Source organism: Bradyrhizobium sp. 1(2017) (assembly GCF_011602485.2).
Lineage (GTDB): Bacteria > Pseudomonadota > Alphaproteobacteria > Rhizobiales > Xanthobacteraceae > Bradyrhizobium.
Genome location: NZ_CP050022.2, coordinates 7,358,328 through 7,384,419, shown reverse-complemented (window position 1 = coordinate 7,384,419; position 26,092 = coordinate 7,358,328). Strand labels below are relative to the sequence as shown.

General features: G+C 64.7%; 19 protein-coding genes. 11 read left to right on the top strand and 8 right to left on the bottom strand.

Annotated elements, in window-relative coordinates:
- Positions 1–269: 269 nt before the first annotated feature.
- Together pcaB and HAP40_RS34990 are read left to right on the top strand one after the other, a co-directional pair.
- The gene (gene pcaB, locus HAP40_RS34995; RefSeq protein WP_166812717.1) at positions 270–1,631 is read left to right on the top strand and encodes a 3-carboxy-cis,cis-muconate cycloisomerase; all 1,362 of its coding nucleotides are present in this window, start codon (positions 270–272) and stop codon (positions 1,629–1,631) included.
- A gap of 113 nt (positions 1,632–1,744) precedes the next feature.
- Positions 1,745–3,001, top strand: a complete 1,257-nt coding sequence (locus tag HAP40_RS34990; RefSeq protein WP_166812719.1) for an aminopeptidase — start codon at positions 1,745–1,747, stop codon at positions 2,999–3,001.
- A gap of 160 nt (positions 3,002–3,161) precedes the next feature.
- Here HAP40_RS34990 and HAP40_RS34985 read toward each other — a convergent pair whose 3' ends face one another.
- A complete protein-coding gene (locus HAP40_RS34985; RefSeq protein ID WP_166812721.1) occupies positions 3,162–3,716 on the bottom strand; it encodes a hypothetical protein in 555 nt (184 codons plus the stop codon).
- 239 nt (positions 3,717–3,955) lie between these two features.
- Between HAP40_RS34985 and HAP40_RS34980 the strand changes: the two genes are divergently transcribed.
- The gene (locus tag HAP40_RS34980; protein ID WP_166812723.1) at positions 3,956–4,411 is read left to right on the top strand and encodes a cupin domain-containing protein; all 456 of its coding nucleotides are present in this window, start codon (positions 3,956–3,958) and stop codon (positions 4,409–4,411) included.
- Here HAP40_RS34980 and HAP40_RS34975 read toward each other — a convergent pair.
- From HAP40_RS34975 to HAP40_RS34955, 5 genes are all read right to left on the bottom strand, one after another.
- A complete protein-coding gene (locus HAP40_RS34975) occupies positions 4,362–5,546 on the bottom strand; it encodes an amidohydrolase family protein (RefSeq protein WP_246741219.1) in 1,185 nt (394 codons plus the stop codon). The genes HAP40_RS34980 and HAP40_RS34975 overlap by 50 nt on opposite strands.
- Positions 5,547–5,659: 113 nt before the next feature.
- The gene (locus tag HAP40_RS34970) at positions 5,660–6,181 is read right to left on the bottom strand and encodes a hypothetical protein (protein ID WP_166812725.1); all 522 of its coding nucleotides are present in this window, start codon (positions 6,179–6,181) and stop codon (positions 5,660–5,662) included.
- Positions 6,182–6,247: 66 nt separating this feature from the next.
- Positions 6,248–7,060: an MBL fold metallo-hydrolase gene (locus HAP40_RS34965; protein WP_166812727.1), complete on the bottom strand. Its 813-nt coding sequence runs from the start codon at positions 7,058–7,060 to the stop codon at positions 6,248–6,250.
- 98 nt (positions 7,061–7,158) lie between these two features.
- Complete coding sequence (locus HAP40_RS34960) at positions 7,159–8,685, bottom strand: permease (protein ID WP_166812729.1); 1,527 nt, start codon at positions 8,683–8,685, stop codon at positions 7,159–7,161.
- Positions 8,682–9,431, bottom strand: a complete 750-nt coding sequence (locus HAP40_RS34955; protein WP_166819232.1) for an ABC transporter ATP-binding protein — start codon at positions 9,429–9,431, stop codon at positions 8,682–8,684. The genes HAP40_RS34960 and HAP40_RS34955 overlap by 4 nt, the downstream gene beginning before the upstream one ends.
- Before the next feature lie 263 nt (positions 9,432–9,694).
- Between HAP40_RS34955 and HAP40_RS34950 the strand changes: the two genes are divergently transcribed.
- The 6 genes from HAP40_RS34950 (at position 9,695) to HAP40_RS34925 (ending at position 16,503) form a co-directional block, all read left to right on the top strand.
- Entirely contained in the window at positions 9,695–10,570 is an 876-nt protein-coding gene (locus HAP40_RS34950) for a branched-chain amino acid ABC transporter permease (RefSeq protein WP_166812731.1), read from the top strand.
- Between the two features lie 5 nt (positions 10,571–10,575).
- Positions 10,576–11,727, top strand: coding sequence for a branched-chain amino acid ABC transporter permease (locus HAP40_RS34945; protein ID WP_166812733.1), 1,152 nt, complete (start codon positions 10,576–10,578; stop codon positions 11,725–11,727).
- Positions 11,724–12,482: an ABC transporter ATP-binding protein gene (locus HAP40_RS34940; RefSeq protein ID WP_124159372.1), complete on the top strand. Its 759-nt coding sequence runs from the start codon at positions 11,724–11,726 to the stop codon at positions 12,480–12,482. Before HAP40_RS34945 ends, HAP40_RS34940 begins: the two co-directional genes overlap by 4 nt.
- Before the next feature lie 4 nt (positions 12,483–12,486).
- Entirely contained in the window at positions 12,487–13,275 is a 789-nt protein-coding gene (locus tag HAP40_RS34935) for an ABC transporter ATP-binding protein (protein ID WP_166812735.1), read from the top strand.
- A gap of 94 nt (positions 13,276–13,369) precedes the next feature.
- Positions 13,370–15,208 carry an AMP-dependent synthetase/ligase gene (locus HAP40_RS34930; RefSeq protein ID WP_166812737.1) on the top strand — a complete coding sequence of 613 codons (1,839 nt, stop codon included), beginning with the start codon at positions 13,370–13,372 and terminating at the stop codon, positions 15,206–15,208.
- 95 nt (positions 15,209–15,303) lie between these two features.
- On the top strand, positions 15,304–16,503 hold the full coding sequence (locus tag HAP40_RS34925) for an ABC transporter substrate-binding protein (RefSeq protein ID WP_166812739.1): 1,200 nt from the start codon (positions 15,304–15,306) through the stop codon (positions 16,501–16,503).
- 228 nt (positions 16,504–16,731) lie between these two features.
- Here HAP40_RS34925 and HAP40_RS34920 read toward each other — a convergent pair whose 3' ends face one another.
- The gene (locus HAP40_RS34920) at positions 16,732–17,847 is read right to left on the bottom strand and encodes a lysozyme inhibitor LprI family protein (protein WP_166812741.1); all 1,116 of its coding nucleotides are present in this window, start codon (positions 17,845–17,847) and stop codon (positions 16,732–16,734) included.
- 129 nt (positions 17,848–17,976) lie between these two features.
- The gene (locus HAP40_RS34915) at positions 17,977–18,705 is read right to left on the bottom strand and encodes a transglutaminase-like cysteine peptidase (RefSeq protein ID WP_166812743.1); all 729 of its coding nucleotides are present in this window, start codon (positions 18,703–18,705) and stop codon (positions 17,977–17,979) included.
- 743 nt (positions 18,706–19,448) lie between these two features.
- On the opposite strand from HAP40_RS34915, the gene HAP40_RS34910 reads away from it, so the two are divergent.
- Together HAP40_RS34910 and HAP40_RS34905 are read left to right on the top strand one after the other, a co-directional pair.
- The gene (locus HAP40_RS34910; RefSeq protein ID WP_246741220.1) at positions 19,449–23,678 is read left to right on the top strand and encodes a VCBS domain-containing protein; all 4,230 of its coding nucleotides are present in this window, start codon (positions 19,449–19,451) and stop codon (positions 23,676–23,678) included.
- A 150-nt stretch (positions 23,679–23,828) separates the two neighbouring features.
- Positions 23,829–26,060, top strand: coding sequence for a CHASE2 domain-containing protein (locus HAP40_RS34905; RefSeq protein ID WP_166812747.1), 2,232 nt, complete (start codon positions 23,829–23,831; stop codon positions 26,058–26,060).
- The last annotated feature ends 32 nt before the right edge of the window (positions 26,061–26,092 follow it).

Below are 26,092 nucleotides of genomic sequence, written 5' to 3'. Positions count from 1 at the left end.
ATGGCCGGCGACCTCCGAAAACTCGGGGCTTTGGGCCGGATTGCGGCGCCTTGGGCTGTCTCGGGCCATTCCGGTCGCGCCGCTTGGCGCGAACCGGGACTCCGCTTGTCCGCATCGGGTGTCGCGCAACGGATACCGGGCTCGCGCTTCGCGTATCCCGGAATGACGGCGGGAGTGCCTTTGTCCATTGCCGAACGGCGCGGCCTGCGTAAGCTGCCTTCATCCAAGACACATCATACACAAGACACATCAACCACGAAGAAACGCCCATGCCCGCTTTTCCCGCCTCGACCACCGTGCTCGACTCCATGCTTTTCCGCGATGCCTTCGGCACGCCCGCGATGCGGGAGGTGTTCTCCGATATCGCGCTGGTGGCGCGCTATGCCGAGATCGAGGTGGCGCTGGCGAAGGCGGAGGCCAGATGCGGCGTGATCCCGCAGGACGCCGCGGACCAGATCGCGGCGCGAACGAATGTCGCCGCGCTCGATTTCGACCTGTTGCGGCAGGAGACCGACATCGTCGGCTATCCGATCCTCCCTCTGGTGCATCAGATGGTGAAGCAATGCGGCGAGGCCGGCCGCTACGTGCATTGGGGCGCCACCACGCAGGACATCATGGACACCGCCGTGGTCCTGCAATTGCGGGCCGCGCTCGAGATCGTCGAGAACGACATTGCCGAGCTTCGCCGCATCCTCGCCGACCTGTCCAAGCGTTATCGCGACACGCCGATGGCAGGCCGCACCCATCTTCAGCAGGCGCTGCCGGTGACGTTCGGCTACAAGACCGCGATCTGGCTCGCGATGTTCGACCGCCATGCCGAGCGTCTGGTGCAATTGAAGCCCCGCGTCCTGGTCGGCCAGTTCGCCGGCGCCGCCGGCACGCTGGCCTCGCTCGGCGACAAGGGGCTCGAGGTCCAGGAGGCGCTGTGCGCTGAACTGAAGCTCGGCATTCCCGCCTCGACCTGGCACGTCGCGCGCGACGGCTTCGCCGAGGCCGTGAACTTCCTGGCGCTCGTCACCGGTTCGCTCGGCAAGATCGCGCTCGACATCATGATCATGGCCTCGACCGAATTCGCGGAAGTCTACGAGCCGTTCGTCAAGGGCCGCGGCGCCTCCTCGACAATGCCGCAGAAGCGCAATCCGATCTCCTCCGAACTGATGCTCGCGGCGTCCAAGGCGGTGCGCCAGCATGCAGGCCTGATGCTGGATGCGATGGTGCAGGATTTCGAGCGTGCCACCGGGCCCTGGCACGCCGAATGGATGGCAATTCCCGAAAGCTTCGTGCTGACCGCCGGCGCGCTGCACCAGGCGAAGTTTGCGCTCGCGGGCCTCATCGTGGACGAGGCGAAGATGAACGACAATCTGGCCATCAGCCGTGGCCTGATCGTTGCCGAAGCGGTCATGATGGGGCTCGCCCCGCAGATCGGGCGGCAGGAGGCGCATGACGTGGTCTATGACGCCTGCCGGCTCGCCAATGACAAAGGCTTGAGCCTGGCAGATGCGCTCTCCTCCGACTCCCGGGTCGCGAGTCGCATCGACCGTGCCACAATCGAGGCGCTCACCTCACCGAAAAATTACCTCGGCCTCGCGCTTGCCATGGTCGACAAGGTGCTGAAATCGGCAACGCGTTGAAAACCAATCTGCGCGAAACTGCGTATCTTCCCGGTGCCGCAAGGTGCTCGCGCACTTGCGCCTCGCGATGCTAGACTTAGATTGAATGAGAGACTTCCGGCAGAGGGCCCCGCATGACTGATCACCGCAATTCCGCTACTCCCATCGATCCGGCGAAACTCGACCGGCTGGCCGAGGTGGCGGTGAAGGTGGGCCTGGGCTTGCGGCCGGGACAGGATCTTCTTCTGACGGCGCCTGCGATCGCGCTGCCGCTCGTGCGGCGGATTGCCGTGCACGCCTACAAGGCCGGCGCCGGCATCGTGACGCCGATCCTGTCGGACGAGGAGATGACGCTGGCACGTTACCGCCACGGCCACGACGACAGTTTCGATCGTGCTGCCGGCTGGCTCTACGAGGGCATGGCCAAGGCATTCTCGGACAACACCGCGCGGCTCGCCATCGTCGGCGACAATCCGATGCTGCTGTCCGGCGAAGATCCTTCCAAGGTGGCCCGCGCCAGCAAGGCCAACTCCATGGCCTATCAGCCGGCGCTGGAAAAAATCGTCAATTTCGACACCAACTGGAACATCATTGCCTATCCAAGCCCGTCCTGGGCCAAGCAGGTCTTCCCTGACGATGCCGAGGACGTCGCGATCGGCAAGCTCGCCGATGCGATTTTCGCGGCGTCCCGCGTCGACCGCGAGGATGCGATGGGCAATTGGGCGAGCCACAATGCCGTGCTGCGCGAGCGCACCAACTGGCTCAACGGCCAGCGTTTTCGCGCACTGCAATATTCGGGGCCGGGCACCGATCTCACCATCGGCCTTGCCGACGGCCACGAATGGGAGGGCGGCGCCTCGCTCTCCAAGAACGGCATCAGCTGCAACGCCAACATCCCCACCGAAGAGGTCTTCACCACGCCGCATTGCCGCCGCGTCTACGGCCACGTCGTGAGCTCGAAGCCGCTGTCCTATCAGGGCACGCTGATCGACAACATCGCGGTGCGCTTCGAGGACGGCAAGATCGTCGACGCAAAGGCCTCGCGCGGTGCAGAGGTGCTGAACAAGGTGCTCGATACCGACGAGGGCGCGCGCCGCCTCGGCGAGGTGGCGCTGGTGCCGCATTCCTCGCCGATCTCGCAGAGCGGGTTGTTGTTCTACAACACGCTGTTCGACGAGAACGCGGCCTCGCACATCGCGCTCGGCCAGTGCTACTCGAAATGCTTCGTCAACGGCGCGCAGCTCACACCGCAGCAGATCGCCGCGCAGGGCGGCAACCAGAGCCTGATCCATATCGACTGGATGATCGGCTCGGCCGAGACCGATATCGACGGCATCCTCGCCGATGGCAGCAAGGTGCCGGTGTTTCGCAAGGGCGAGTGGGCGAAGTAGCCCGTCTCGCGGCCCATCCTTCGAGCGCCCGCTGCTGGCGGGCTCCTCAGGATGAGGTCTCGTTTCGCGGCAGGATTTTTGACCCGCATGGTGAGGAGCGCCGCCTTACGGCGCGTCTCGAACCATGAAGGCCCCGTATCTCGTCTCTTGAAAGCCCCTGTCACGCCGCCGCACTGCGCAGCATCGGTTTCCTGTCGATGCTGAAGCGGTTGAACAGCGTCGTGAACGGGCAGCCGTCGGTGGCGCGTACGATGGCGCCGGAGCCTGCCACCGCCTCGTAGAGTGCGCCGACCGGATCGTTCGGCTCGGACAGGCCGAGCGCGCTGCGAATCTCCTCGCGGGCCTCGTTGATCTCGTCCTCGTCCTCGCGTGTCGCTTCCAGTCCATCCGCCGCGCGCCGCATCTCCTGGAGATCGCCACCGGCGGAAAATTTGAGGATGTCGAGCCAGTAGGGCCGGGCGACGACGAGCTGGACCAGCGCCTCGAAACTCTCTGCGATAATGCCGGCGCGCTCCTCCGATGACACGTAGAGCACATGCTGCGACGGCAGCAGCACAAACGCGCCGCCGCAGCCGTCGTTGCCGATCTGCCTGGGGTTTTCGACGCCGTCGATCGTGAACCAGGGCTCCTCGTCCGGCGTGAACGAGACATCCAGGCTGCCGAGCCAGGCGACGACCTCGCTGTTGGCTGTGAGAACCTCAGGCGTCAGTAGCATCGGCGTGGCTCCTTCCATGGTCATTTTCGCGCATTTTGTCGCACCCGGGAAAAGAAGGGTTCATGTGCGCGAATTTCGGAGCGGAATCGCGATGTTAGCTGCACCGCACCTGCAACTTGCGGCTGATTCTCGAGGCCCGCGTAAGGAAGAATTAAAAGCCGGTGACTAGCGTGACGAGCAGCATTGGAAACAATCCGGGCTTCGACCCGGCCAAACCTATTTATTCCCTGAGGAAACAGATGTCGCGCGCAATGATTGAAATCGGCAGTTCCAATGTGGATCTGGAGCTGCGGCCGATCGAGCCGTCCTGGGTCATCGAGGGTAACCCGGTCTCGCGCTCGCGCGTCCTGTCTACCAGCGCCGACGGCACCGCGCAGACCATCATCTGGCAATGCACCGAAGGGCGCTTCAACTGGTACTACGATATCGACGAGACGATCATGATCATGGAAGGATCCATCGTGCTCGAAAGCGACGGCATGCCGCCCAAGCGCTACGGCCCCGGCGATGTCATTTTCTTCCGCGACGGCGCGCATGCCAAATGGCATGTCGAAGGGCACGTCAAGAAGATCGCCTTCTGCCGCAAGACCAATCCCGTGATGATCGGCTTCCTGATCCGCGTGGTCAACAAGCTCAAGAAGATGTTCACCTCCAGCGGCGAGCGCCGTCCGGCCTCGCTGATGGGCGCCAGCTAGAACTCAGACAATAGCGTTTCAAGGACGCTTCCCAGCGGCCACGACGGAAGAGGGGTCGGGATTGTCCCGGCCCCTTTTCTCGTCCCGACGGCAGCTCGAGCCGGTAGACGTCGATAGCGGTCTGCGAGAACAGCGCGGTCTTCTCGGCCTCGCTCAGGGGCGAGGCGATGCGCTTGAAGGCGTTGAAGATCACCTGATAGCTGCACTGGCCCTTGTCCGGCGGGAAGTTGCTCTCGAACATCGCGCGCTTGGGTCCGAACGCCTCGATGCAGGTCTCCACATAAGGCCGCCAGGCCGCGGCAAGCTCCTCCGATGCCGGCGGCCGCTCGCGCAGATGAAAGTCGTATCCGAGCAGGCACATGGCGAGCCCGCCGAGCTTCACCACCACGTTCTCGCATGTCGCGATCTCGCGGATCGAGGCGCGCCATTGCGGAAACACCTCCTCGCGCCGGCCTGCAAAGCGGCCGACGCCGGCCGGGCCGCCGCAATGGTCGAGCACGATCCTGGTGTCGGGGAAAGCGCGCGCCAGTTCGGTCAGCTCGTCGATCTGCGGATGGAACAGCCAGGCATCGAAGCTGAGGTTCAGCGGCGCGAGGCAGGCAAAGCCCTTGCGGAAGGTCGCATCCTGCAACAGGCCCTTTGGCCTGTTGGCGTACATGCCGGCGACGACGGGGTCCTCGTCCCAGGCCGAGGAATGCCTGATGCCGCGGAAGCGGCCGTTGCCGGCCGCGATCTGCGCTTCGAGCACGGGCTTCGCGGCGTCGCCCAGCAACAGATTGGCGTGGCTGACGATGCCGGCACAGATCGCGGCCTTGCCGTAAGCGCCGCTCGCGCTCATCGCGGCAACGCCGTTGGCGAACTCGACCTCGCCGACGGGCCGGAACGCCTCCGGCCCGTGCGCGCGATACATCGAGCGGCAATCGACATAGACGGTCGCAATGACGTTGTGGCCGGTCGCGATATCAGCCGCCATCTCCTCGATCAGATAGCGGTGCCCGCGATTCCAGAGATGGTGATGGGGATCGACGACCGGCCGGGCCGCATCGATGATCTCTTCCCGGTGCAGCGCGAGCCAGTCCTCGCGCGGCTCGACAAACAACCCGCTCGTATTGGCGGGCAACCCGCTCGCAGCCATCGTCTTTCGCTCCCTTTTACGTGTTTATGTCGGGAGCCTAGCATCTCATCTCGTCGGGCAGCAGCGCGCGCCATGCAACCGCACCCGTCATTGCGAGCACAGCGGCGGCGTCGTCAGCCTTTGCGCCGCTTTGCTCTCACATCGACCATCAGCCGCCAGTCCGCCGCCGCGGCAGGCTTGACCTCCCCGCGCCAATGGAAGGAATCGCCGGTGATCTCCGCAAAGCTCCAGCGCGTCAGCTCGCCTGCCTCGGTCGTGCCTTCCTGCACGATGTCATCGCCTTGCGGACGGCCGATCTGCTGGCGAAACACGCTACGGCCAGGGTCGAACCAGAAAATCCGCCACGCGGCGATGGTTGGGTCATAGACACGCAATGTCGTGCCGTACCAATTGCCGGCGATCGGAAAGGCCGGCGTGCCCACGGGTCGGGGGATGATCCAGACGTCCTGCACGGCGCGGCCCTCCAGCACCCAGCCGAAATGGATCTCGCCGGGTGCGGTGTGCTTCGTTCCGTCGGGTCCGTGGGCGGTGATCTCGGCATCCCAGTCGCCGACGAAGCGGCCGTAAAGCTGGAGCGCCGCTGCGTGCTCGGGGTTTGGTCCGTCCGCATGCAACAATCTCGCAAGATCCGTCATGTCGATCTCCTCTTGCGGGAGACATCAACACGAACGGTCCTCGGTGGACTTGGAGAAAATTGCGCGTCAGACCCCGTCGAGGATGATCACCGTCGGCTTCGACGGCAGCGCATCCCGCGACATCCGGAACGAGCGCTCGGAGCGGCGGTCGATCTCGAAGTCTTGGCCGATCCGGCGCATGAAATCGTCCAGCGGCGTGGCGAAGCGATGCATCGGCAGCACCACGGAGGCGCGCAGCCGCTTGGTGATCTCGGAGATGCCTCCCAGCGTCATGGTGTAGGTGCCGTCGATCGGCACCATCACGATGTCCAGCCGTCCGATCTGCGCGAAATGGCTGTCGTCCAGCTTGTGGTGGAGATGGCCGAGATGCCCGATGCAGAGGCCGGCGACCTCGAAGATGAAGATCGAGTTGCCGTCGCGGATCATGTCGCTGCCGGCATCGTCGCCGAAATAGCGGCGGATGTCGGTCGTGACGTTGCGGATGAAGGTGTCGCCGACGCGGCTCGACACGATGGCCGGCTTGCCGTCTTCGCTCCAGCCGTGCAGCACATGGGGAATGCGCTTGTCTGGGAACAGGGTGTAGTGGGTGCTGTGGGCCCGGTTCATGGTGACGACGTCGGGGAGCCGGCCGACCTGGTAGGCGCCGCTATAGTCGGTGGCGATGCGCAGGCCGCCGGGCGTATCGATGAAATAGGTGGAATGGCCGGCATAGGTGATCTCGACCGCGGGCGCCGCTGCTGCCTGTCGGAACGTGACCGGCATCGCGCGGGGCGCCGCATTCGCCATCGCCAGACATTCGCTGCGTTGTGGCTGCTGGGCGAGAGCAGGTGCGAGGGATACGCCGAACAGCGCCAGAGCCATCGAAACCAGTCGCCACATGCATGCGTCCCCGATGTTTCAGGGACAAGTCTAGCGTGCCATGCAGCGCGTGGCCAATGGGCTGCGATCAACAGCGCGTCAGTGTCGCACCTTGCGGGCTATTCCCGCCTGGGGCTGAACTTCCAGGTCATTGCGACGAGGCCGGCCGTGATCAGGCCGCTGACGAGGCCGGCGATGGGCAGGGCCAGCAGCAATGCGGCGGTGGCCGCCCAGCCGATCGAGGAGAAGGCCTCGGCAAAGGTCGCAAGCCGCGAGGAAGTCTGGCGGCGGCGGAATTGGCTGCGCCGGGCCTGCACCCGGAACCAGAGCTGGATGGCGGTGGCGGAGGCCGCGCTGACCATGACGGCGCCCGCGCTGATGGCCGCCTGGAATGGTGCGGCGAAGGCCAGCGCCGCGATCAGCGGGCAGAAGATCGCGGCGATGGCGATCAGCACCACCTCGATCTTGGCGCGGGTGACGCTGGATGGCGTCAGCGGCGCGGTGGCGACGAGGTCGGGGGCGTCCTCGCCCGAGATGGTCAGCCAGGCAAGCCCGCCGGCGAGCTGGCCGGCTGCCATCACGATGACCGGAGTAATCAGCGTCAGCGCCGCGGCGCTGTCGGCAAAATTGCGCCAGAGCAGCAGTGCCGGCGGCACCAGGTAGAGAAGCTGCATCAGCGTCTGCGAGATCAGCCAGGGATCGCGCCACAGCAGCATGAATTCCTTGCGCCGCAGCGCCTGTTGCCGCGATCCGCCGCGGAAGCGGCGCTCTTTCGCGCGAACGCGGCCAGATGCGCCAGAGGCCGCCGCATCGATGGCGGTGTCGGCGAAGCGGCCCGAAAACATCGCCATGACGCTTCCGAGCAGCACCAGCCCGAGCGCCAGAAGCAGCAGCAGCGCCTCGCTGTCGCCCATGACCGCCCGCGCCGGCCACCACCATATGCTGTCTGCGTCGGGCGCGTAGTCGGCGAGGTGACCTGAGGTCAGGATAGTGAAGCGCGACAGCGTGCCGTAGGACATGATGGCGGCGACCTGGAGCGCGATCACGAAGCCCGCGCCGATGATCGCGGCCAGGATCTGGGCGATGAGACGCGTCCGCGCCGGACCGATCAGCCGGAACAGAAGAATGGTGATCGCGATCGAGATCGCCGCAGCCGACAGCCCCATCGCGACCACGACGCCGAAGGCGCTGAGCCAGCGCGCGCCGCCCCCGATCACCAGCACGTCGATGAAGGGCGTCGAGAACAAGAGCGCCATCATCGTGACGGTGAGCGCGATCGCGGCGATGCGCACCGAGAACAGATTGGCCAGCCTCGCCGGCGATGACATGATGAGGTCGAGATCGGCGCGGGCGTAGAACACCCGCGTCACCGATTCGATCGCCTGCGACAGCATCAGGGTCCAGGCCAGGAACATCGTCGCAGAGATCACGACCAGCGAGGATTTGTCGAGCGGCAGTTGCAGGTCGGCGAAACGGCCGATCACGGCCCAGGCCGGCACGTGCAGGAGTGCGGCGAAGACGAGCAAGCCGACGATTGCGGCGCGCGCCCGCTTGCGCCGGCCGCCGGTCATCATGGCGAACCATTCGCGCCAGGCGAGCCGGAACTCGTGACGGGCGAACCAGGACAGTGCGGTCGCCGAGCTCATGCGGCGTCCGGGAGCGTCACCAGCGCGATGAAGAGATCCTCGAGGCTGGTATCGGCATGGCCGTTCTGCCGGCGCAGCTCGTCGAGCGTACCTTCGGCGACCAGACGGCCCGACGCGATCACGCCGATGCGGTCGGCCATGCGCTCGGCGACCTCGAGAATATGCGTGGTCATGATGATCGTGCAGCCGGCACGGACGCGCTCGGTGAGTAGGCCCTTCACGTGGCGCGCGGAGACGGCATCGAGGCCCGTCAGCGGCTCGTCCAGGATGATGAGGCGAGGATCGTGCACGAGGGCGCCGGCCAGCGCCACCTTCTGGCGCATGCCCTTGGAAAAGCCCTCGCAGCGTTCGTGCCGGTGCGGCGCGAGGCCGAGCGAACCGAGCAGCTCCTGCGCGACCGGCTCCGAGGCCGACGGCGCGATTCCCCAGAGGCCGGCGACGAATTCGAGATATTCGAGCGGGGTGAGCTTGTCATAGATCATCGGCTCGTCGGACACCCACGCCATCACCTGCTTGGCGGCAACGGGATTCTGGAGCGCGTCGATGCCGAAGATCGAGACGCTGCCGGCATCGGGCCGCAACAGGCCTGCAACCATGCGCAAGCTGGTGGTCTTTCCGGCGCCGTTGGGGCCGACCAGCGCGTAGAATTCGCCGGCATCGATGGTGAGATCGAGGCCGTCGACCGCCAGACGGTCAAAACGCTTCGTTAACCCCAGCACTTCCAGCGCCGAGTTGCCCGGCTTCATGACGGCCCCACCTTCCGGTTTTGCATCGTCCGCGACCATGACGTGAAGATGTTTCGGCACCGTGAATCTACGGTGGACGAATTCCGTCATCGGGGATCGACGAAAGGCAAGTCACCGTTTGTTGACAGCGCATTGCGGTTCAGGCTGAATTGGCGCCGGGACAAATGGTGCTGACGCAGCGAAATGACTGCGTAGCGACTGGACACAAGATGCGGCAAGGCGGTCGTCAAGAACCGCCGGTTGCGTCGGGAGGATACGCGGCGATGCTGGATTTCGTTCAGCAGCTGGTCAGCGGTGTTGCGCTCGGCTGCGTCTACGGCCTGATCGCGCTTGGCTTCGTGCTCGTCTACAAGGCCACCGAGGTCGTCAATTTCGCCCAGGGCGATCTGATGATGCTCGGCGGCTTCTTCGCTTTCACCTTCATCGGCATGATGGGCCTGAACTACTGGCTCGGCTTTGCCGGTGCGGTGGCGGCCATGGCGCTGTTCGGCATGGTGGCGGAGCGCGTGGTGGTGCGGCCGATCCTCGGCTATCCCCAGTTCTCCATCATCATGGCGACCATCGGCCTCGGTTATTTCCTGCGCTCGATCGCCGGCATGATCTGGGGCACCGACGATCTGAAGATCGAGACGCCGTTCAGCCAGGGCGTGCTGCGCATGGGCTCGCTGGTGCTCGCCTACGACAAGCTCTCGGTGATCGCGGCGACGATGATCCTGTGCACGCTGCTGTGGTTGTTCTTCAACAAGACCACGCTCGGCACGGCAATGCGCGCCAGCTCCGAGAACATGCTCGCGGCCTATTACATGGGCATCCCGGTCAAACGCGTGGTGTCGATCGTCTGGGCGATCAGCGCGGCGGTCGCGACCTGCGCCGGCGTGCTGCTGGCGCCGATCACCTTCATCCATTCCAATGTCGGCCTCGTCCTCGGCCTGAAGGCATTTCCCGCCGCGGTGCTCGGCGGCTTCGGCTCGATCCCGGGCGCGGTCGTCGGCGGCGTGCTGATCGGCGTGATCGAGAGCATGGCCGGCTTCTACCTGCCGGAGGGCTGGAAGGACGTGGCGCCCTACCTCGTGCTGCTGACCGTGCTGCTCCTGAAGCCCGAAGGCCTGTTCGGCCTCCACGTCCGCAAGAAGGTCTGAACGCCATGCGCTTCCTGTTCAAGACCGACTATGAAGACGACATCAAGCTGTTTCCGCATTCGGGCTACCTCGTCTCCTACGGGATCCTGCTCGCTCTGCTGCTCATCGCGCCCCATGTGCTGTCCAGCTATCTGATGAGCCAGCTCGTCTTCGTCTGCATCTACGCGATCGTCGGCGTTGCGCTGCTGATCCTGACCGGCTTCACCGGCCAGGCCTCGCTCGGGCACGCCGCGTTCCTCGCGATCGGGGCCTACACCGCCGCTTACTTGCAGAAATACAATGTACCGTTCCCGGTCTACTTCCTCGCCGCCGGAGCCCTGACCGGCTTCATCGGCGCGTTGGTCGGCTTCCCCGCCCTGCGCCTGACAGGCATCTATCTCGTCATCGCCACCATCTCCTTTGCCTTGATCGTCGAGGAGATCCTGGCGCGCTGGGAGAGCGTGACCCACGGCAACGAGGGCATGCGGGTCAAGACGCTCTCGCTGCTCGGCGTCGCGGTGCCGCGCGACAGCCCGACCTTCTATTATCTGTGCCTTGCCGTGCTGGTGCTGACCATCGTCGGCACGCTCAATCTGCTGCGGTCGCCGACGGGCCGCGCCTTCGTCGCGATCCGCGACAGCGAGACGGCGGCGCGCAGCATGGGCGTCAATGTCGCACTCTACAAGGTCAAGTCGTTCGCGATCTCGGCGGCGATCACCGGCTTTGCCGGCGTCCTGTTCGCGCACAAGCTATCCTTCATCTCGCCGGAGATGTTCACGCTCCAGCTCTCGATCGAGTTCATCATCGTGATCCTGATCGGCGGCACCTTCAGCCTGCACGGCGCGGTGCTGGGCGCGATCTTCATCGTGATGATCGATCCGTTCCTGACCTATCTGAAGGACGACATGCCGGGCATCATCGCCGGCATCGCGGCGACGTTCGGGGCAGGCACGGCGACCGCGGCCGACATCCAGTCCAAGGTCGCGGCCTTCGCCTCGCTCAACGGGCTGAAGGGCGCGATCTACGGCATCATCATCGTGCTGTTCGTGCTGTTCGAGCCGCTTGGGCTCTACGGCCGCTGGTTGAAGATCAAGCTCTTCTTCCAGCTGTTCCCGCTCTACAAGCGCGCCACCTTCAAACGGCAGAAGATCTACGTGAAGTCGGAGCGCAATCGATGAGCTATTTCCGCGCCGAGAACCTGTCGCTGCATTTCGGCGGCCTCAAGGCCGTCGATGCAGTCTCGTTCGCGGTCGAGAAGGGCGAGATCCTCTCGATCATCGGCCCCAACGGCGCCGGCAAGAGCTCGATCTTCAACCTGATCTCGCGGATCTACCGGCCGACCTCGGGCCGCATCTTCTTCGAGGACCAGGACATCACCGAAGAGCCGCCCTACGACATCGCCAAGCTCGGCATCGCCCGCACCTTCCAGAACATCGAGCTGTTCGAGAACGCGACCGTGCTGTCGAACCTGCTGGTCGGCCGTCACCGTCATTCCACCACGCAGCTCTGGCAGGAGCTGCTGTTCCTGCCGAGCGTGCGCGCCAACGAGAAGGTGCATCGCCGCCGGGTCGAGCAGGTCATCGAATTCCTCGATCTCGAGCCCTATCGCGACAAGCTCATCTCCGGCCTGCCCTACGGCGTGCGCAAGGTGATCGAGCTCGCCCGCGCGCTGTGCTCGGAGCCGAAGCTGATCCTGCTCGACGAGCCGTCCTCGGGCCTCAACGTCGAGGAGACCGACGACATGTCGTTCTGGATCCGCGACCTGAAGAACGAGCTCGGCGTCACCGTGCTGATGGTCGAGCACGACATGTCCCTGGTCAACCGCGTCTCCGACCGCGTCATCGCGCTGAACTACGGCCGGGTGCTCGCAATGGGCTCGCCGGCCGAGGTGCAGCAGCATCCCGACGTCGTCGCTGCGTATCTGGGAGCCTGAGGCGATGGATGCGATCCCGACACCCGAGACCATCCTGAAGCTCTCCAACGTCGAGAGCTATTATGGGCCGATCATGGCGATCCGCGGCATCTCGCTGGAGGTGCCGCGCGGCCGCATCGTCACGCTGCTCGGGGCCAATGGCGCCGGCAAGACGACGGTGCTCAAGACCATCTCGGGCATCCTCGATCCGCAGAAGGGCGCGATCGAGTTCATGGGCAGGCCGATCCAGCGCATGGAAGCCGACAGGATCGTGCGGCTCGGCCTCAGTCACGTGCCGGAGGGGCGCGAAGTGTTCCCGTTCCTCTCGGTGCGCGAGAACCTGATGATGGGCGCATATCCGCGCAAGGATCGCGACGGCGTCGCGGAGGACCTCGAACGCGTCTACGGCTATTTCCCGCGCCTGAAGGAGCGCATCAACCAGCCGGCCGGCCAGCTCTCCGGCGGCGAGCAGCAGATGCTTGCGATCGGCCGCGCGCTGATGAACCGGCCGACGCTGCTGCTGCTCGACGAGCCTTCGCTTGGCCTGTCGCCGCTGCTGGTGAAGGAGATCTTCACCATCATCCGCCGCGTCAACGAGGAGCAGGGCATGTCGATCCTGCTGGTCGAGCAGAACGCCAAGGTGGCGCTGGAGACCGCGCATTACGGCTATGTTCTGGAGATCGGCCGCATCGTGATGAACGACACCTGCGACCGCTTGATGCATTCCCAGGACATCCAGGAATTCTACCTTGGCGCCAAGGAAGCGGGCGCGCGCGGCGAGCGGCGCTGGAAAAAGAAGAAGACGTGGCGGTGAGGACAGGCTGGCAGTAAGATGACACGGCCCACCCGCAACAACAGACCGCCGGCAAGGCAGGCAGCGGAGGCAGGGCGACAAGGAGGAGAGGCGCATGGCCCGACCGGCGGTGCTGACGGTCGCTGACACGATTGCGAAGAGCTTTCTGCGCGCCGCCGAGACGCGGGGCGACAGGCCGGCCATTCGCGAGAAGAAATTCGGCATCTGGCAGCCGACGAGCTGGCGAGAATGGCTGGAGATCTCCAAGGAGGTCGCCTATGCGCTTCGCGCGATCGGCTTCATGCCCGGCGACGTCGCCTCCATCGTCGCCAACGCCGTTCCCGAGTGGGTCCACGCCGACATGGGCATCCTGTGTGCCGGCGGCGTTGCCTCGGGCATCTACCCGACCGATGCATCGTCCCAGGTCGAATATCTCGTCAACGATTCCGGCACCAAGGTGGTTTTCGTCGAGGACGAGGAGCAGCTCGACAAGGTGCTCGCCTGCCGCGCGCGCTGTCCGACCTTGCAGAAGATCATTGTGTTCGACATGGAAGGCCTCAGCGGCTTCTCCGACGACATGGTGATGTCGCTCGACGAATTCCGCGCGCTCGGCCGCAACCACATGGTCGGCCGCGAGGCGCTGTGGCAGGAGATGATTGACAGCCGCAGCGCCGGCGACCTCGCGATTCTCGTCTATACCTCGGGCACGACCGGGCCGCCCAAGGGCGCGATGCATGCCAACCGCAGCGTGACGCATCAGATGCGGCACGCCAACGACTTCATTCCGGCGCAGGAGAACGACGAGCGACTGATCTTCCTGCCGCTCTGCCACGTCGCCGAACGCATCGGCGGCTACTACATCTCGGTCGCGCTCGGCTCGGTGATGAGTTTTGCCGAAAGCCCGGAGACCGTGCCGGACAATCTGCGCGAGGTGCAGCCGACCGTCTTCCTCGCGGTACCGCGCATCTGGGAGAAGTTCTATTCCGCCGTCACCATTGCGCTGAAGGATGCGACGCCGCTCCAGCAATGGGTCTATCGTCGCGCCATCGACATCGGCTACCGCTTGGTCGATTGCCGGCTCGAGGGCAGGACGCCGCCGCTGTCGCTGCGTATCGCCAACCGTCTGGCCTATCGCATCGCATTCCGCAACATCCGTCGCATGATCGGGCTCGACCGCTGCCGCATCGCCTTCACCGGCGCGGCGCCGATCGCGCCGGAGCTGATCCGCTGGTATCTCGCGCTCGGCATCGACATGCACGAGGTCTATGGCCAGACCGAGAATTGCGGGGTGGCCACCATGATGCCGGCGGAACGGATCAAGCTCGGCTCGGTCGGCACGGCCGTGCCCTGGGGCGAGGTCGCGCTGTCGCCTGACGGCGAGATCCTGATCAAGGGCGACTTCCTGTTCATGGGCTACCTGAACCAGCCCGAGAAGACCGCCGAGACCATCGATTCCCGCGGCTGGCTGCACACCGGCGACGTCGGCACCATCGACAATGAGGGCTTCGTCCGGATCACCGACCGGATGAAGGACATCATCATCACCTCCGGCGGCAAGAACGTCACGCCGTCGGAGATCGAGAACCAGCTCAAATTCTCGCCCTATATCTCGGACGCCGTCGTGATCGGCGACAAGCGGCCCTACCTCACCTGCCTCGTGATGATCGACCAGGAGAATGTCGAGAAGTTCGCGCAGGACCACGACATCCCCTTCACCAATTATGCAAGCCTGTGCCGGGCGGTCGAGATCCAGGACCTGATCTGGCGCGAGATCGAGCAGGTCAACGGCAATTTCGCCCGCGTCGAGAGCATCAAGCGCTTCTACCTGATCGAGCGCCAGCTGACGCCCGAGGACGAGGAGCTGACGCCGACCATGAAGCTGAAGCGCGGCTTCGTGAACAAGCGCTACGCCGCCGAGATCGAGGCGATGTATCGCGAGCGTGCGGTGGCATGAGGAGGCGCCCGGCCGCGCGCCGGGCGATGCTGGAAACAGCGAAGGAACGATGGCCACGCCCTTCGCGCAACACGGGCCAGGGAGAGGAGACGTCAATGTCGAAATCGTTCAGGGCGTTCGGCCTTGCGGTGAGCGCAGTGGTGCTCACGCATCTGCCGGCCGCAGCGCAAACCAAGGTCACCAACGAGGGCATCTCGGCATCCGAGATCGTCATCGGCACTCACCAGGATCTGTCCGGTCCGATCAAGGGGTGGGGTGTTCCGGTCGCGAACGGCATGAAGATGGCGGCCGAGGAGATCAATGCGGCCGGCGGCGTCAACGGCCGCAAGATCCGGCTGGTCGTCGAGGACAGCGGCTACGATCCGAAGAAGGCCGTGCTGGCTTCGCAAAAGCTGATCGAGCGCGACAAGATCTTCGCCATGGTCGGGCCGATGGGATCGCCGACCGTGCTCGCCGCGCAGGACATCCTCTTCGATGCCGGTGTCCTGCAGCTCTTCCCGCTGACGGCGGCCGAGTTCACCTTCAAGTTCGATCCGGCCAAGCCGCAGGAACGGCTGAAGTTCAACAACCTCTTGCCCTATGTCGAAAGCACGCGGGCTGCGGTGAAATACATGATCGAGTGGAAGGGCTTCAAGAAGCCGTGCATCATGCATCAGGACGACGAGTACGGTAAGAACGTGCTCGACGGCTTCAACCAGCAGCTCACCGCCATGAAGGCGCAGCCGGCGTCGATCACGAGCTACAAGCGGGGTGCCTCCGATTTCAGCGCGCAGATCGCCAAGATGAAGTCCGATGGATGCGACCTCGTCGTGCTCGGCACCGTGCTCCGCGAGACCATCGGGGCGATGACGGAAGCCAAGAAGCTCGGCTGGGACGTCACCTTCCTCGGTGCCACCCCCACCAACGTGATGGAGGTTCCGGCGCTGGGCAAGGAAGCGGTCGAGGGTCTCTATGCCGCCAGCGGTTTCGAAATTCCCTATGAGGACACCGCCAAGGGCAAGGTGAAGGATTGGCTCGTCAACTACAAGAAGATGTTCAATGCGGACGCCAACACGCAGGCCATCATCGGCTACAATGCGATGATGACGTTTGCGTTCTACGCCAACAAGGCCGGCAAGGACCTGACCGGCCAGAAGATGCTGGATGCGCTCGAGTCGGGTGACAAATTCCTCGACATCTTCAACTCGCCGCCGACCAAGTTCTCCAGGACCGACCACCTCGCCAACACCATCACCCAGGTGCAGCAGGTCAAGGGCGGCCGCTGGGTGCTGGTGAAGGACAATCTGATGTTCTGATGCGGACTCTCTCGCGGCGAGTTCAGTGCACCCTCTCCCTTGTGGGGCGAGGGTGCATAGGCGGCCTACGGCCGCCGTCCTCAGAACGCCGATGCTTCGCATCGGCTATCGCGTAGCGACGAGACGGGTGAGGGGTCTCTATCCTCACGAATAGTCTAGCGAGTGGAAAGAACCGCTCACTCGTCGCGTTCGCGCGCGCCACCTTCTCCCACAAGGGAGAAGAAGCGCCTACGATCCCCCGCCCGCGGTGCCCGAATTCACCGGGGCCAGCTCGTCCTCGCGGCAGCGCCAGCCGTCGGCGGCTTTCACGAAGGCAAAGGTCCGCTGGATCCGCAGGCGGCGCGTGACGTTGAAGGCTTCTGCGGCGCGCTCCTTGTTGCCGGCTCCCGGCTGCGGACGACCCGTACTGGCGTCCCAGCAGGTGCCGGTGCAGGTGGAGGCGACCTTGCTGCACACGGCGAAGGGCGCCAGCACGACCATCTCGATCTCGCCCGTGACCTGCGCCTCCCGGTCGGTCACCTGGCTGTCGAGCGCGTAGACGCGGTTGATGCGGAGGAAGTTGCCGCAGGAATTGGCCGCGTGGATTCGCGCGGCGCAGAAATCGACCGCGTCGGTGTCGGGCGAACGGGCTGCGACCTGCCGGCCGAACACCTTCTTGGGGTCGCCCTTCGCCGCGAAAATCTCGTCGGTCCTGCGCTTCAGATGCTCGGCGAGACAGTCCTCGGCGTGCTCGAGTTCTGGGAGTGGCACGTTCTCCTTGCCGACGAGATTGCATTTGCGGTCGCGCTCTCGCGTCCACCTGCCATATTCGGCGAAGGCAAAGCGTGCGGCGGTCGGGTCCAGCTTGCCGATCAGGCCGAGGACCTGACCGTTGAGCTCGGTCTCGGCAAGCGCCAGCGCGGGGTCCGCGCAGATCAGCGCACCCGCCGCGGTGTTGGCCGCGAGACAGTCGAAATCCGGATCGCGCACGATCGCGGCGCGGTCCTCGGTCACCTTGAGCAGGCAGGTCTTCACCCGATCGAAATCGTCGGTGCGGATCGCGGTCTGGCCGACGATGCCGCAGCCGAGGTTGCGCTGGCGGATCCAGATCGCATTCTCCTCGATCGCGGGCAGACGATCGGGCAGGCGGGCGAGCCGCCCCTCGATCGCGATGCTCAGCTTCTCGGCAGCGGCGGCGAGCTCGGCATCACCGCAGAACAATTGATTGCCGGGGTCGCGAATCTGCTGGCAGTTGTTCTTGGCGAACAGCGGCAGCCTGTCGGCGATGGGGCGGTCGGATTGCGCGGAGCCAGGCGCGGCCGGCAATGCCAGCAGCGCAAGCACAGTCAGCACGATGAACCGCATTCCCCTCGCCCCCTCGCATGGCCGCGGCCATGCTAGCTGTCCGGATCGTGCGGCGAAACGGCTTTGTGATGGTGAACGTAGCTCTGTAGGCCGGATATCGCTCCGCCCCGTCCGGGCTACGAGAACAGATCAGTTCGCCTCGGCGGCCATCGAGACCCGCACCGGTTCATCGACATATTTCATAACGGCCGATTGGTAGAGAACGAACAGCGGCTGGTAGATCCGCGCGGCGTCGTCCTCGACCATCGCCATGCGGCGGTTGTCGAGCATCAGCCAGTGGCCGTCGAGCCGTGCGGCGGCCACCGCATGCGCTTCGCCGGCGCGGGTGTCGCGCACCACGACGATGCGGAGGTCTTCGGCGGCGACGCCGGCGAGCCTGAGGGCAGCGAGCTTGGCAATGGCATAGTCCTCGCAATCGCCGGCACCGCGGTTGAAGGTCGCGAGCGGAGAGCTCCAGACGTCGTCGGTGCCGTCGTCGGTGGCGCGGATGGCGAGGTTGATGGCGCGGTTGGCTTCGCCGAGGCGCGCGCGGCCGTCGCGACCGCGGGCCTGGTCGACAATGGCAAGCAGCTTCAGGGCCGCGGGCGATGCGCAATTGTCACGGTCGCCATCGCACAACGCGAGCTGCACCATCTCGTCGTCGAGCTTGTCCTTCAGCGCGAGCCATTTCTGCCGCAGATTGCCGGCGGAGATGGCGAAGGCGAACACGCCGAACGGTTCGGCGGATTTACGCACGAAGACGCCGGCGCCCGGCGACAGCAGCGTGCCGGCGCGAAGCTCGGCGGCCGATCCGAGCAGGATCAATCCGCACATGGCAAGGATCGCGCGCCAGGCGCGCGGGCGAGCAGCAGTCTCCATCTGACATCCCTTCCCAAGCTTCGCGAAATCCCCCTCGATCTCGACGTACCGGGCTTTGTTGCTTTCGCGGAGATAGTGCGAGATGGGCCGTTTTGTTCTGCTTAATGCGCCCGGCAGGGGTCCCAAAACCGGGGAACAGGCTGAAACGCGTCCGGCCAAATTGCGTAAAACTTTACGAATCGGGGCCAGGGGTGACGGTCGCCTGCCGCGAAATGGAACCAATTGCAGGTCTTGGTTGTGCGCTCGCCGATTCCGCGACCTATGGCTAACGGCAGCTATTTTCAGGGGTTCTGTTAGTTAGGTCACAGATTTCGCTCCGTATTTGCCGCAGTGTGTTGCGGGGCACCACGAACGAAAGATGACAAAAGTATCTGCTGCTTGATCTATACAATTGAATACTTGGGGGTGCTGAATATGACTTCAAACAAGCAGAATAATACTGGGGCTTGCTTCCAGAAAAGCACTGATTCTTCTATGAGCGCAGGGTTCGGCAGCGCGGCCAGCCGCTCGGTGACCCGAAATCACACAAGCAATAGATGGTTTCACTAAGGACTTGGTAATGCTATGCAAGCTTAAGCGGTCGATACTTACTTAGATTTTAACCATTTTACGGTGCCCGGTTGAATTACGCTGGCAAATTTGACGCCGCGATTTCCTTGGACGGCTTGGGTTCCCGCTCGCCCGCGGATGGCCATGTCGATTTCCTTGCGGCCAAGCCGTTTATTGCGAAGGGGCATGGTCACGTGCCCGATGGCGCGGTCATTGTTCCCGACCCCAACCTGATCTTCAACGGCGAGTTCAAGCGCGCGGGTCTCGATCTCGTGCTGTCCCACGAGGGGCATGAGTTCGTCGTTCACGATTATTTCAGGGGCGACAAACGTGCCGCGATCGCCTCGCCCGACGGCGCCCACCTCACCGGCGAACTCGTCAACGCACTCACCGGCCATGTCCAGGTTGCGCAGGCCGCGCCCGGCACTGCTGCGGCTCAGGTCATCGGTCACGTCACCAAGCTCGTGGGCAGCGCGACTGCGATCCGCAACGGTGTCTCGGTCATCCTGAACAACGGCGACAATGTCGAGAAGGGCGACGTGGTCTCGACCGGCACCGATTCGACGCTCGGCATCACCTTCATCGACGGCACCGTGTTCGGCCTGTCCTCCAATGCGCGGATGGTGCTGAACGAGATGGTCTACGACCCCAACGGGTCGAGCAACTCCTCGCTGCTGAGCCTGGTCGCCGGCACCATCACCTTCGTCGCCGGCGAGACCGCCAAGCACGGCGACATGAAGATCGACACGCCGGTTGCCACCATGGGCATCCGCGGCACGGCGGTGCTGACCCAGATCAACTTCGTCGTTCCTCCCGGCGGTGGCGATCCGCAGCCGCAGGCAAGCTTCCAGGTGCTGGTCGAGCCGAACGGCACGACAGGCTCCTACATCCTGTTCGACAAGATCACGCTGCTGCCGATCGCGACGGTCAACCAGGCCGGCCAGATGATCCAGATCAGCGGCGGCAACGTCTCGATCACCAATGGGCTGCTGTCGCCGGACGTGCAGAAGCTGATCACGGACGTGTTCACGCTGAAGTTCACCGACAACAACACCAACACCAAGCTGACCACGAACTTCACCGACACGATCACGCCGATGGGCCAGGACGTGGTGTTCAAGTCGGCGTCCGGCGCGATCGTGACCGCGACATTCGTCAACCTCAATCCGCAGGGACCGGACAGCCCCGGCAATCCCCCACCGCTCATCACCCGCATTCCCGGCCAACCGCTGGTACAAAGCCTCGATCTCGGCGGCAATGTGAAGACGGCGTTCGCGCTGACCGAGCGCGCGGACACGACGGGCGATACGGCTAACGACACGGTCTCCGGCCGGATCACCTTCGTCGATCAAAACCTCGGCGACCGCCCGACGGTGTCGGTAAGCCTCGCCGGAGCGCCGAACTACGCCTACAAGGATTCCGGCCAGCAGGACGTCACCGGCACGCTCTCCGCACTGCAGAAGCAGGACATCGCGGCGACGCAGATCCAGATCAGCGTGGTCCCCGACCCCAGCAACAACAACAACGGCTCGGCAGTCTGGACCTACACGATCCCGGACAACGTCTTCGACTTCCTCGCGGCCGGCGAAACGTTGACGCTGACCTATATGGTCCGCGTCGACACCAATTTCGCGGTGAGCCCCGAGTCCAGGACCATCCCGATCACCATCACGATCACGGGAACGAACGACAAGCCGACGGTCGCGACGTCAGGTGGCTCCGTCATCGAACAGGTCGGGACCGGTAACGAGGCTCTGGACATCATCACCGGCACGGTGACCTTCACCGACGTCGATCTGACCGACCGGCCGATCGTGAGCGCGGCGCTCTCGTCCGCCCAGCCGTTCAAATATGTCGACGCCGAAGGCAACGATATCACCGCGACGCTGACACCGGAGCAACGCGCCGCGATCGCCGCCGTCGAGGTGCCGCTCACCGTGGTCCAGGCCGCCGGAAACGGCAACAATGGTTCGGCCACGTGGACCTACAGCGTTCCCGACCATTTGTTCGATTTCCTCGGCGAAGGCGAGACGCTGACCCTCAATTACGTGGTGCAGGTCGATGACGGGCATGGCGGCGTCGTCAGCACGCCGCTCACGCTGTCCATCAACGGCGCGGACGTCAATGTCGAGGGCACCAACGATCTGCCGACGATCGTCGACGACTCGACCACGCCGGCCGGCGCCGTGACAGAGGACGCCGCGGCGACCCTGCAAGCCGGCGGCACCATCGCCTTCAACGACCCCGATCTCACCGATACGCACAGCGCGAGCTTCGTTCTGAAGTCGACGACGTCGAGCGCGCATCTGCCCGGCTTCGGCAATGGCACCTCGCATATCGGCACTTTCGCGCTGGCGGCGGTGAGCGAGAGCCCCGGCGTCAGCACGCGAGGATCGGTGGGCTGGACCTTTACGCTCAACGATAACGATCCGGTGCTGCAGTCGCTGGCCAAAGGCCAGACCATCACGCAGGTCTACACCGTGACCGTCGACGACCATCACGGTGGGACGGTCACCCGGGACGTCACGGTCACGATCGCCGGCACGAACGACGCGCCGACCATCACGAGCGATGCAGATGCGGCGAAGGGTTGCGTCACCGAGGATGCCGGAGCCACGCTGTCGATCGAGGGCACGCTGGCGATCCAGGATCTCGACCTGATCGACACCCACACCGCGCAGGCCGCGTTCAAATCGGCGACGACGAACGCGCATCTGCCCGGCTTCGACGGCGATACGCCGCTCGGCACTTTCACGATCGATCCCGCGCTCGCGGAGTTCAACACCGACACCGACAACGGCGCGACGCTCGGCTGGCACTTCAGCCTGGACAACAACGACGCGGTGCTGCAGTCGCTGGCCAAGGGCCAGACCATCACTCAGGTCTATACCGTCACCTTCACCGACGACCACGGTGCGCAAGTCTCGCAGGACGTGACCGTCACGATCAACGGCGCCAACGACGCACCGACCATCACCAGCGGTGCGGCGGACGCGACCGGAGCCGTGACCGAGGATGCCGGCGCCACGCTCTCGATCGAGGGCACGCTGGCGATCCAGGATTTCGATCTGATCGACACCCACACCGCGCACGCCGCGTTCAAGTCGGCGACGTCGAGCGCGTCTCTGCCAGGTTTCGACGGCGACACGCCGCTGGGCACCTTCACGATTGATTCCGCGGTCGCCGAGTTCAACACCGACATCGACAACGGTGCGACACTGGGCTGGCACTTCAGCCTCGACAACGACAACGCGGTGCTGCAGTCGCTGGCGCAGGGGCAGACCATCACCCAGGTCTACACCGTCACCTTCACCGACGATCACGGCGCGCAGGTCTCCCAGGACGTCACCGTCACGATCAACGGCACGAACGACGCGCCGACCCTGTCCGATCTCCACATCGGTCCGCTCACGGACACCCCCGCGGCCGACACCTTCTCCGATCTCTCCGGCCAATTGTCCGGGACCGACGCCGACAGCGGCGAGACGGCGACGTTGACCTACGCCGTCCTCAATTCAGATCACCACGCAGCGGCGACGGTCGCGGGGCTGTACGGCACGCTGACGGTCAGTTCCGACGGCAGCTACAGCTACGTTCCGAATGACGCTGCGATCAACGCGCTGGCGGCAGGATCGTATGCCGACACGTTCACGGTCCAGACCACGGACGCCCATGGCGCCACCGGCACGGCGACGCTCACGGTGGACGTGACCGGCGCCGACGACGCCGCCGGTCCGGTCATCGACACCGGGAGCTTCCAGATCGAGCACATCCGCGAGAACAGCAACGAGATCATCGCCGATCTGGTGGTCACCGACACCGATCCCGGCGCCGCGACGGACACCTTCACGGTCACGCTGTCGACCGCGCATCCGGCGGTCAGCAGCGTCGGTGCTTATCCGACGACGGGAACGCTCGAGCAGATCAACGCCGGTCTCGCGACCGGCGCCGGCATCGCCTACGACCCGACCGGCGCTGATCCCGAGGCGGCGCTGCCCGCCACCGATCAGATCACTCTGACCGTTGCCGACTCGGCCGGCCGCTCCGACACCGTCAGCTTCATCTTCGCCGTGGGGGCCGAGGGCCCGGGCGTCGTCCTGCAAGGCACCGACGGCAAGGACGTCATCTTCGCGACCTTGTCGAGCGACACACTGATCGGCGGCAGCGCCAAGGACCAGTTCGTGTTCGCGCCCGCATCGTCGCAGGATACGGTCCAGCACACCGTCGATGATTTCGAGATCGGTCTCGACAAGATCGACCTGCGGCAGTTCAGCGCCATCAGCTCCTTGAGCGATCTTGCCCCGACCGCGCAGGATGGCGGCACGTTGCTCACGCTGGACAACCACGAGACGATCCTGCTCAAGAGTGTCGCCGTCGCGAATCTCCAAGCCAGCGATTTCATCTTCGGCACTCACGTCACCTAGTGGACGCAGGTGACGGCCCACGGTGGCCGGCTTGCACCCTTGACCGCGGCAAAAAATCCATAATCCTCGGCATTCAGGAATAGCCAACCGATTGCCGACGCTCCATGATCGGTGCGCCCGGCATGGTCCGGCGCAGGAAGTCCTACTGGCATGAAGCGTCTCAAGATCCTGCGACGGTGGTTTGCGCGCAAGTTCGGCTTTGCGCGGCTGATGTGCCTTGCGCTGCTGGTCCTGTTCGCCGGCGCACGCCTCTGGGATCCGCTGCCGATCCAGGAATTGCGGCTGCGCACGTTCGACATGTTTCAGCTGATCGATCCCAGGCACAAGGCGGCGCGGCCGGTCGTCATCGTCGACATCGACGACAAGAGCCTCGCCAAGCTCGGGCAGTGGCCGTGGCCACGGACGCGGATCGCCGATCTGATCGAGAACCTCACCAGCAATGGCGCGGTGGCGATCGGCTTCGACGTGGTGTTCTCGGAGGCCGACCGGCTCAATCCGGATCTGGTCGCGAGCCAGATGCGCTATCTCGACGATGCCACCCGTGCCAAGCTGCGCGAGCTGCCGACCAACGACCAGATTCTCGCCGAGGCGATCAAGCGCTCGCGCGTGGTGCTGGGCGAGACCGGCCTTCCGGAGATCTTGTCCGAGCTCGACAAATCGCTTCCGTTCACGGGCGTGGCGACCGTCGGCGAGGAGGGCGCCGAGCGTTTTCTGTTCGAATTCCCCGGCTTGCTGCGCAACGTGCCGATCATCGAGAAGGCCGCGGTCGGTCGGGGCCTGTTCTCGATCAGGACCGAGCGTGACGGATTGATCCGCCGTGTGCCGATGATCATGCGCGCCCAAGGCAACATCATGCCTTCGCTCAGTCTCGAGATCCTGCGCGTCGCAACGGGTACGCCGACGTTGCTGGTCCGTACCGACAAGGCCGGCATCAAGGCCGTCCGCCTCAAGGGCGTGGAAATCCCGACCGACCGGAACGGCCAGTTCTGGGTGCACTACGCCCGCCGCGATCCTTCGATCTACGTCTCCGCGGCCGACGTGCTCGACAACAGCGTGCCGCCCGCCAAGTTCGCCGGCAAGCTGGTGCTGGTCGGCACGTCCGCGGGCGGGCTCAACGACATCAAGACCACGCCTGTATCCCGGGCCATGCCGGGGGTCGAGATCCATGCCCAGGTGCTCGAGAGCGTGCTGAGCGGCGCGGTGATCTCGCAGCCCAACTACGCGCTCGGCGTCGAGCTGATCGCGGCGCTGGTCATCGGCCTGCTCGTCATCATCTTCACGCCGAATTTCGGACCGGTGCGCCTGGTGCTCGCGGGGGCGACCTTCGCGGCCATCCTGGTCGGCGTGTCCTGGTTCTCCTACGCGCAGCACCGCTATCTCATCGACTTCACCTATCCGCTGCTCTCGACCACCGCGATCTACCTGACGCTGATATTCGCCAGCTTCGTACGGGAGCAGCGCCAGCGCGTGCAGATCCGCGGGCAGTTCGCGCAATACATGTCGCCGGTGCTGGTCGAGCAGCTCGTGCAGTCGCCGGAGAAGCTCGTGCTCGGCGGCGAGGAGCGCGAGATGACGATCATGTTCTCCGACGTGCGCGGCTTCACCACGATCTCGGAGAGCTACAAGCACGATCCGCAGGGGCTGATCGCGCTGATGAACCGCTTCCTGACGCCGCTGACCGACGTGATCATCGAGCGCAAGGGCTACATCGACAAGTACATGGGCGACGCCATCATGGCGTTCTGGAACGCGCCGCTCGACGATGACAAGCACGAGGTCAATGCCTGCGAAGCCGCGATCCAGATGCTGGAGCAGATCGACACGGTCAACAGGGAGCGCGAGCAGGAAGCCGCCGACGGCGGTCACGTCTACATTCCGCTCAATGTCGGCATCGGTCTCAACACCGGCATCGGCGTGGTCGGCAACATGGGCTCCGACCTGAAGAAGAACTACTCGGTGCTCGGCGACAGCGTGAACCTGGCTTCGCGCCTGGAAGGACAGACCAAGGAATACGGCTTCCCGATCATCGTGGGATCGCGGACCGCGCTCGCCGCCAAGGACACGTTCGCGATCCTCGAGCTGGACTTCATCATGGTCAAGGGCAAGACCGAGCCGGAGGTGATCTACGCCATCGCCGGCCGCGAGGACGTGATGCATTCGGGCGCGTTCCAGCGCCTGCGCAACATCACCATCGAGATGCTCGGCTGCTATCGCGGCCGCGACTGGCAGGGCGCATTGGACGCCATCGAGCGCGGCCGCCGCAGCGAGGACGCGGACACGCTGGAAAAGCTGTTCAGGCTCTATGAAGCCCGGATCAGGGATTTCCAGCTCAACCCGCCGGCGGAGGGATGGACCGGGGCCTATGCGCTGCTGACGAAATAGGGCTGAGGTGGGCTTCGCTGGCGCCTCACACC

Excerpts from the sequence above, each read along its gene's own strand:
- pcaB (WP_166812717.1), top strand. The coding sequence starts at position 270 with ATGCCCGCTTTTCCCGCCTCGACCACCGTGCTCGACTCCATGCTTTTC.
- HAP40_RS34990 (WP_166812719.1), top strand. The coding sequence starts at position 1,745 with ATGACTGATCACCGCAATTCCGCTACTCCCATCGATCCGGCGAAACTC.
- HAP40_RS34985 (WP_166812721.1), bottom strand. The coding sequence starts at position 3,716 with ATGCTACTGACGCCTGAGGTTCTCACAGCCAACAGCGAGGTCGTCGCC.
- HAP40_RS34980 (WP_166812723.1), top strand. The coding sequence starts at position 3,956 with ATGTCGCGCGCAATGATTGAAATCGGCAGTTCCAATGTGGATCTGGAG.
- HAP40_RS34975 (WP_246741219.1), bottom strand. The coding sequence starts at position 5,546 with ATGGCTGCGAGCGGGTTGCCCGCCAATACGAGCGGGTTGTTTGTCGAG.
- HAP40_RS34970 (WP_166812725.1), bottom strand. The coding sequence starts at position 6,181 with ATGACGGATCTTGCGAGATTGTTGCATGCGGACGGACCAAACCCCGAG.
- HAP40_RS34965 (WP_166812727.1), bottom strand. The coding sequence starts at position 7,060 with ATGTGGCGACTGGTTTCGATGGCTCTGGCGCTGTTCGGCGTATCCCTC.
- HAP40_RS34960 (WP_166812729.1), bottom strand. The coding sequence starts at position 8,685 with ATGAGCTCGGCGACCGCACTGTCCTGGTTCGCCCGTCACGAGTTCCGG.
- HAP40_RS34955 (WP_166819232.1), bottom strand. The coding sequence starts at position 9,431 with ATGAAGCCGGGCAACTCGGCGCTGGAAGTGCTGGGGTTAACGAAGCGT.
- HAP40_RS34950 (WP_166812731.1), top strand. The coding sequence starts at position 9,695 with ATGCTGGATTTCGTTCAGCAGCTGGTCAGCGGTGTTGCGCTCGGCTGC.
- HAP40_RS34945 (WP_166812733.1), top strand. The coding sequence starts at position 10,576 with ATGCGCTTCCTGTTCAAGACCGACTATGAAGACGACATCAAGCTGTTT.
- HAP40_RS34940 (WP_124159372.1), top strand. The coding sequence starts at position 11,724 with ATGAGCTATTTCCGCGCCGAGAACCTGTCGCTGCATTTCGGCGGCCTC.
- HAP40_RS34935 (WP_166812735.1), top strand. The coding sequence starts at position 12,487 with ATGGATGCGATCCCGACACCCGAGACCATCCTGAAGCTCTCCAACGTC.
- HAP40_RS34930 (WP_166812737.1), top strand. The coding sequence starts at position 13,370 with ATGGCCCGACCGGCGGTGCTGACGGTCGCTGACACGATTGCGAAGAGC.
- HAP40_RS34925 (WP_166812739.1), top strand. The coding sequence starts at position 15,304 with ATGTCGAAATCGTTCAGGGCGTTCGGCCTTGCGGTGAGCGCAGTGGTG.
- HAP40_RS34920 (WP_166812741.1), bottom strand. The coding sequence starts at position 17,847 with ATGCGGTTCATCGTGCTGACTGTGCTTGCGCTGCTGGCATTGCCGGCC.
- HAP40_RS34915 (WP_166812743.1), bottom strand. The coding sequence starts at position 18,705 with ATGGAGACTGCTGCTCGCCCGCGCGCCTGGCGCGCGATCCTTGCCATG.
- HAP40_RS34905 (WP_166812747.1), top strand. The coding sequence starts at position 23,829 with ATGAAGCGTCTCAAGATCCTGCGACGGTGGTTTGCGCGCAAGTTCGGC.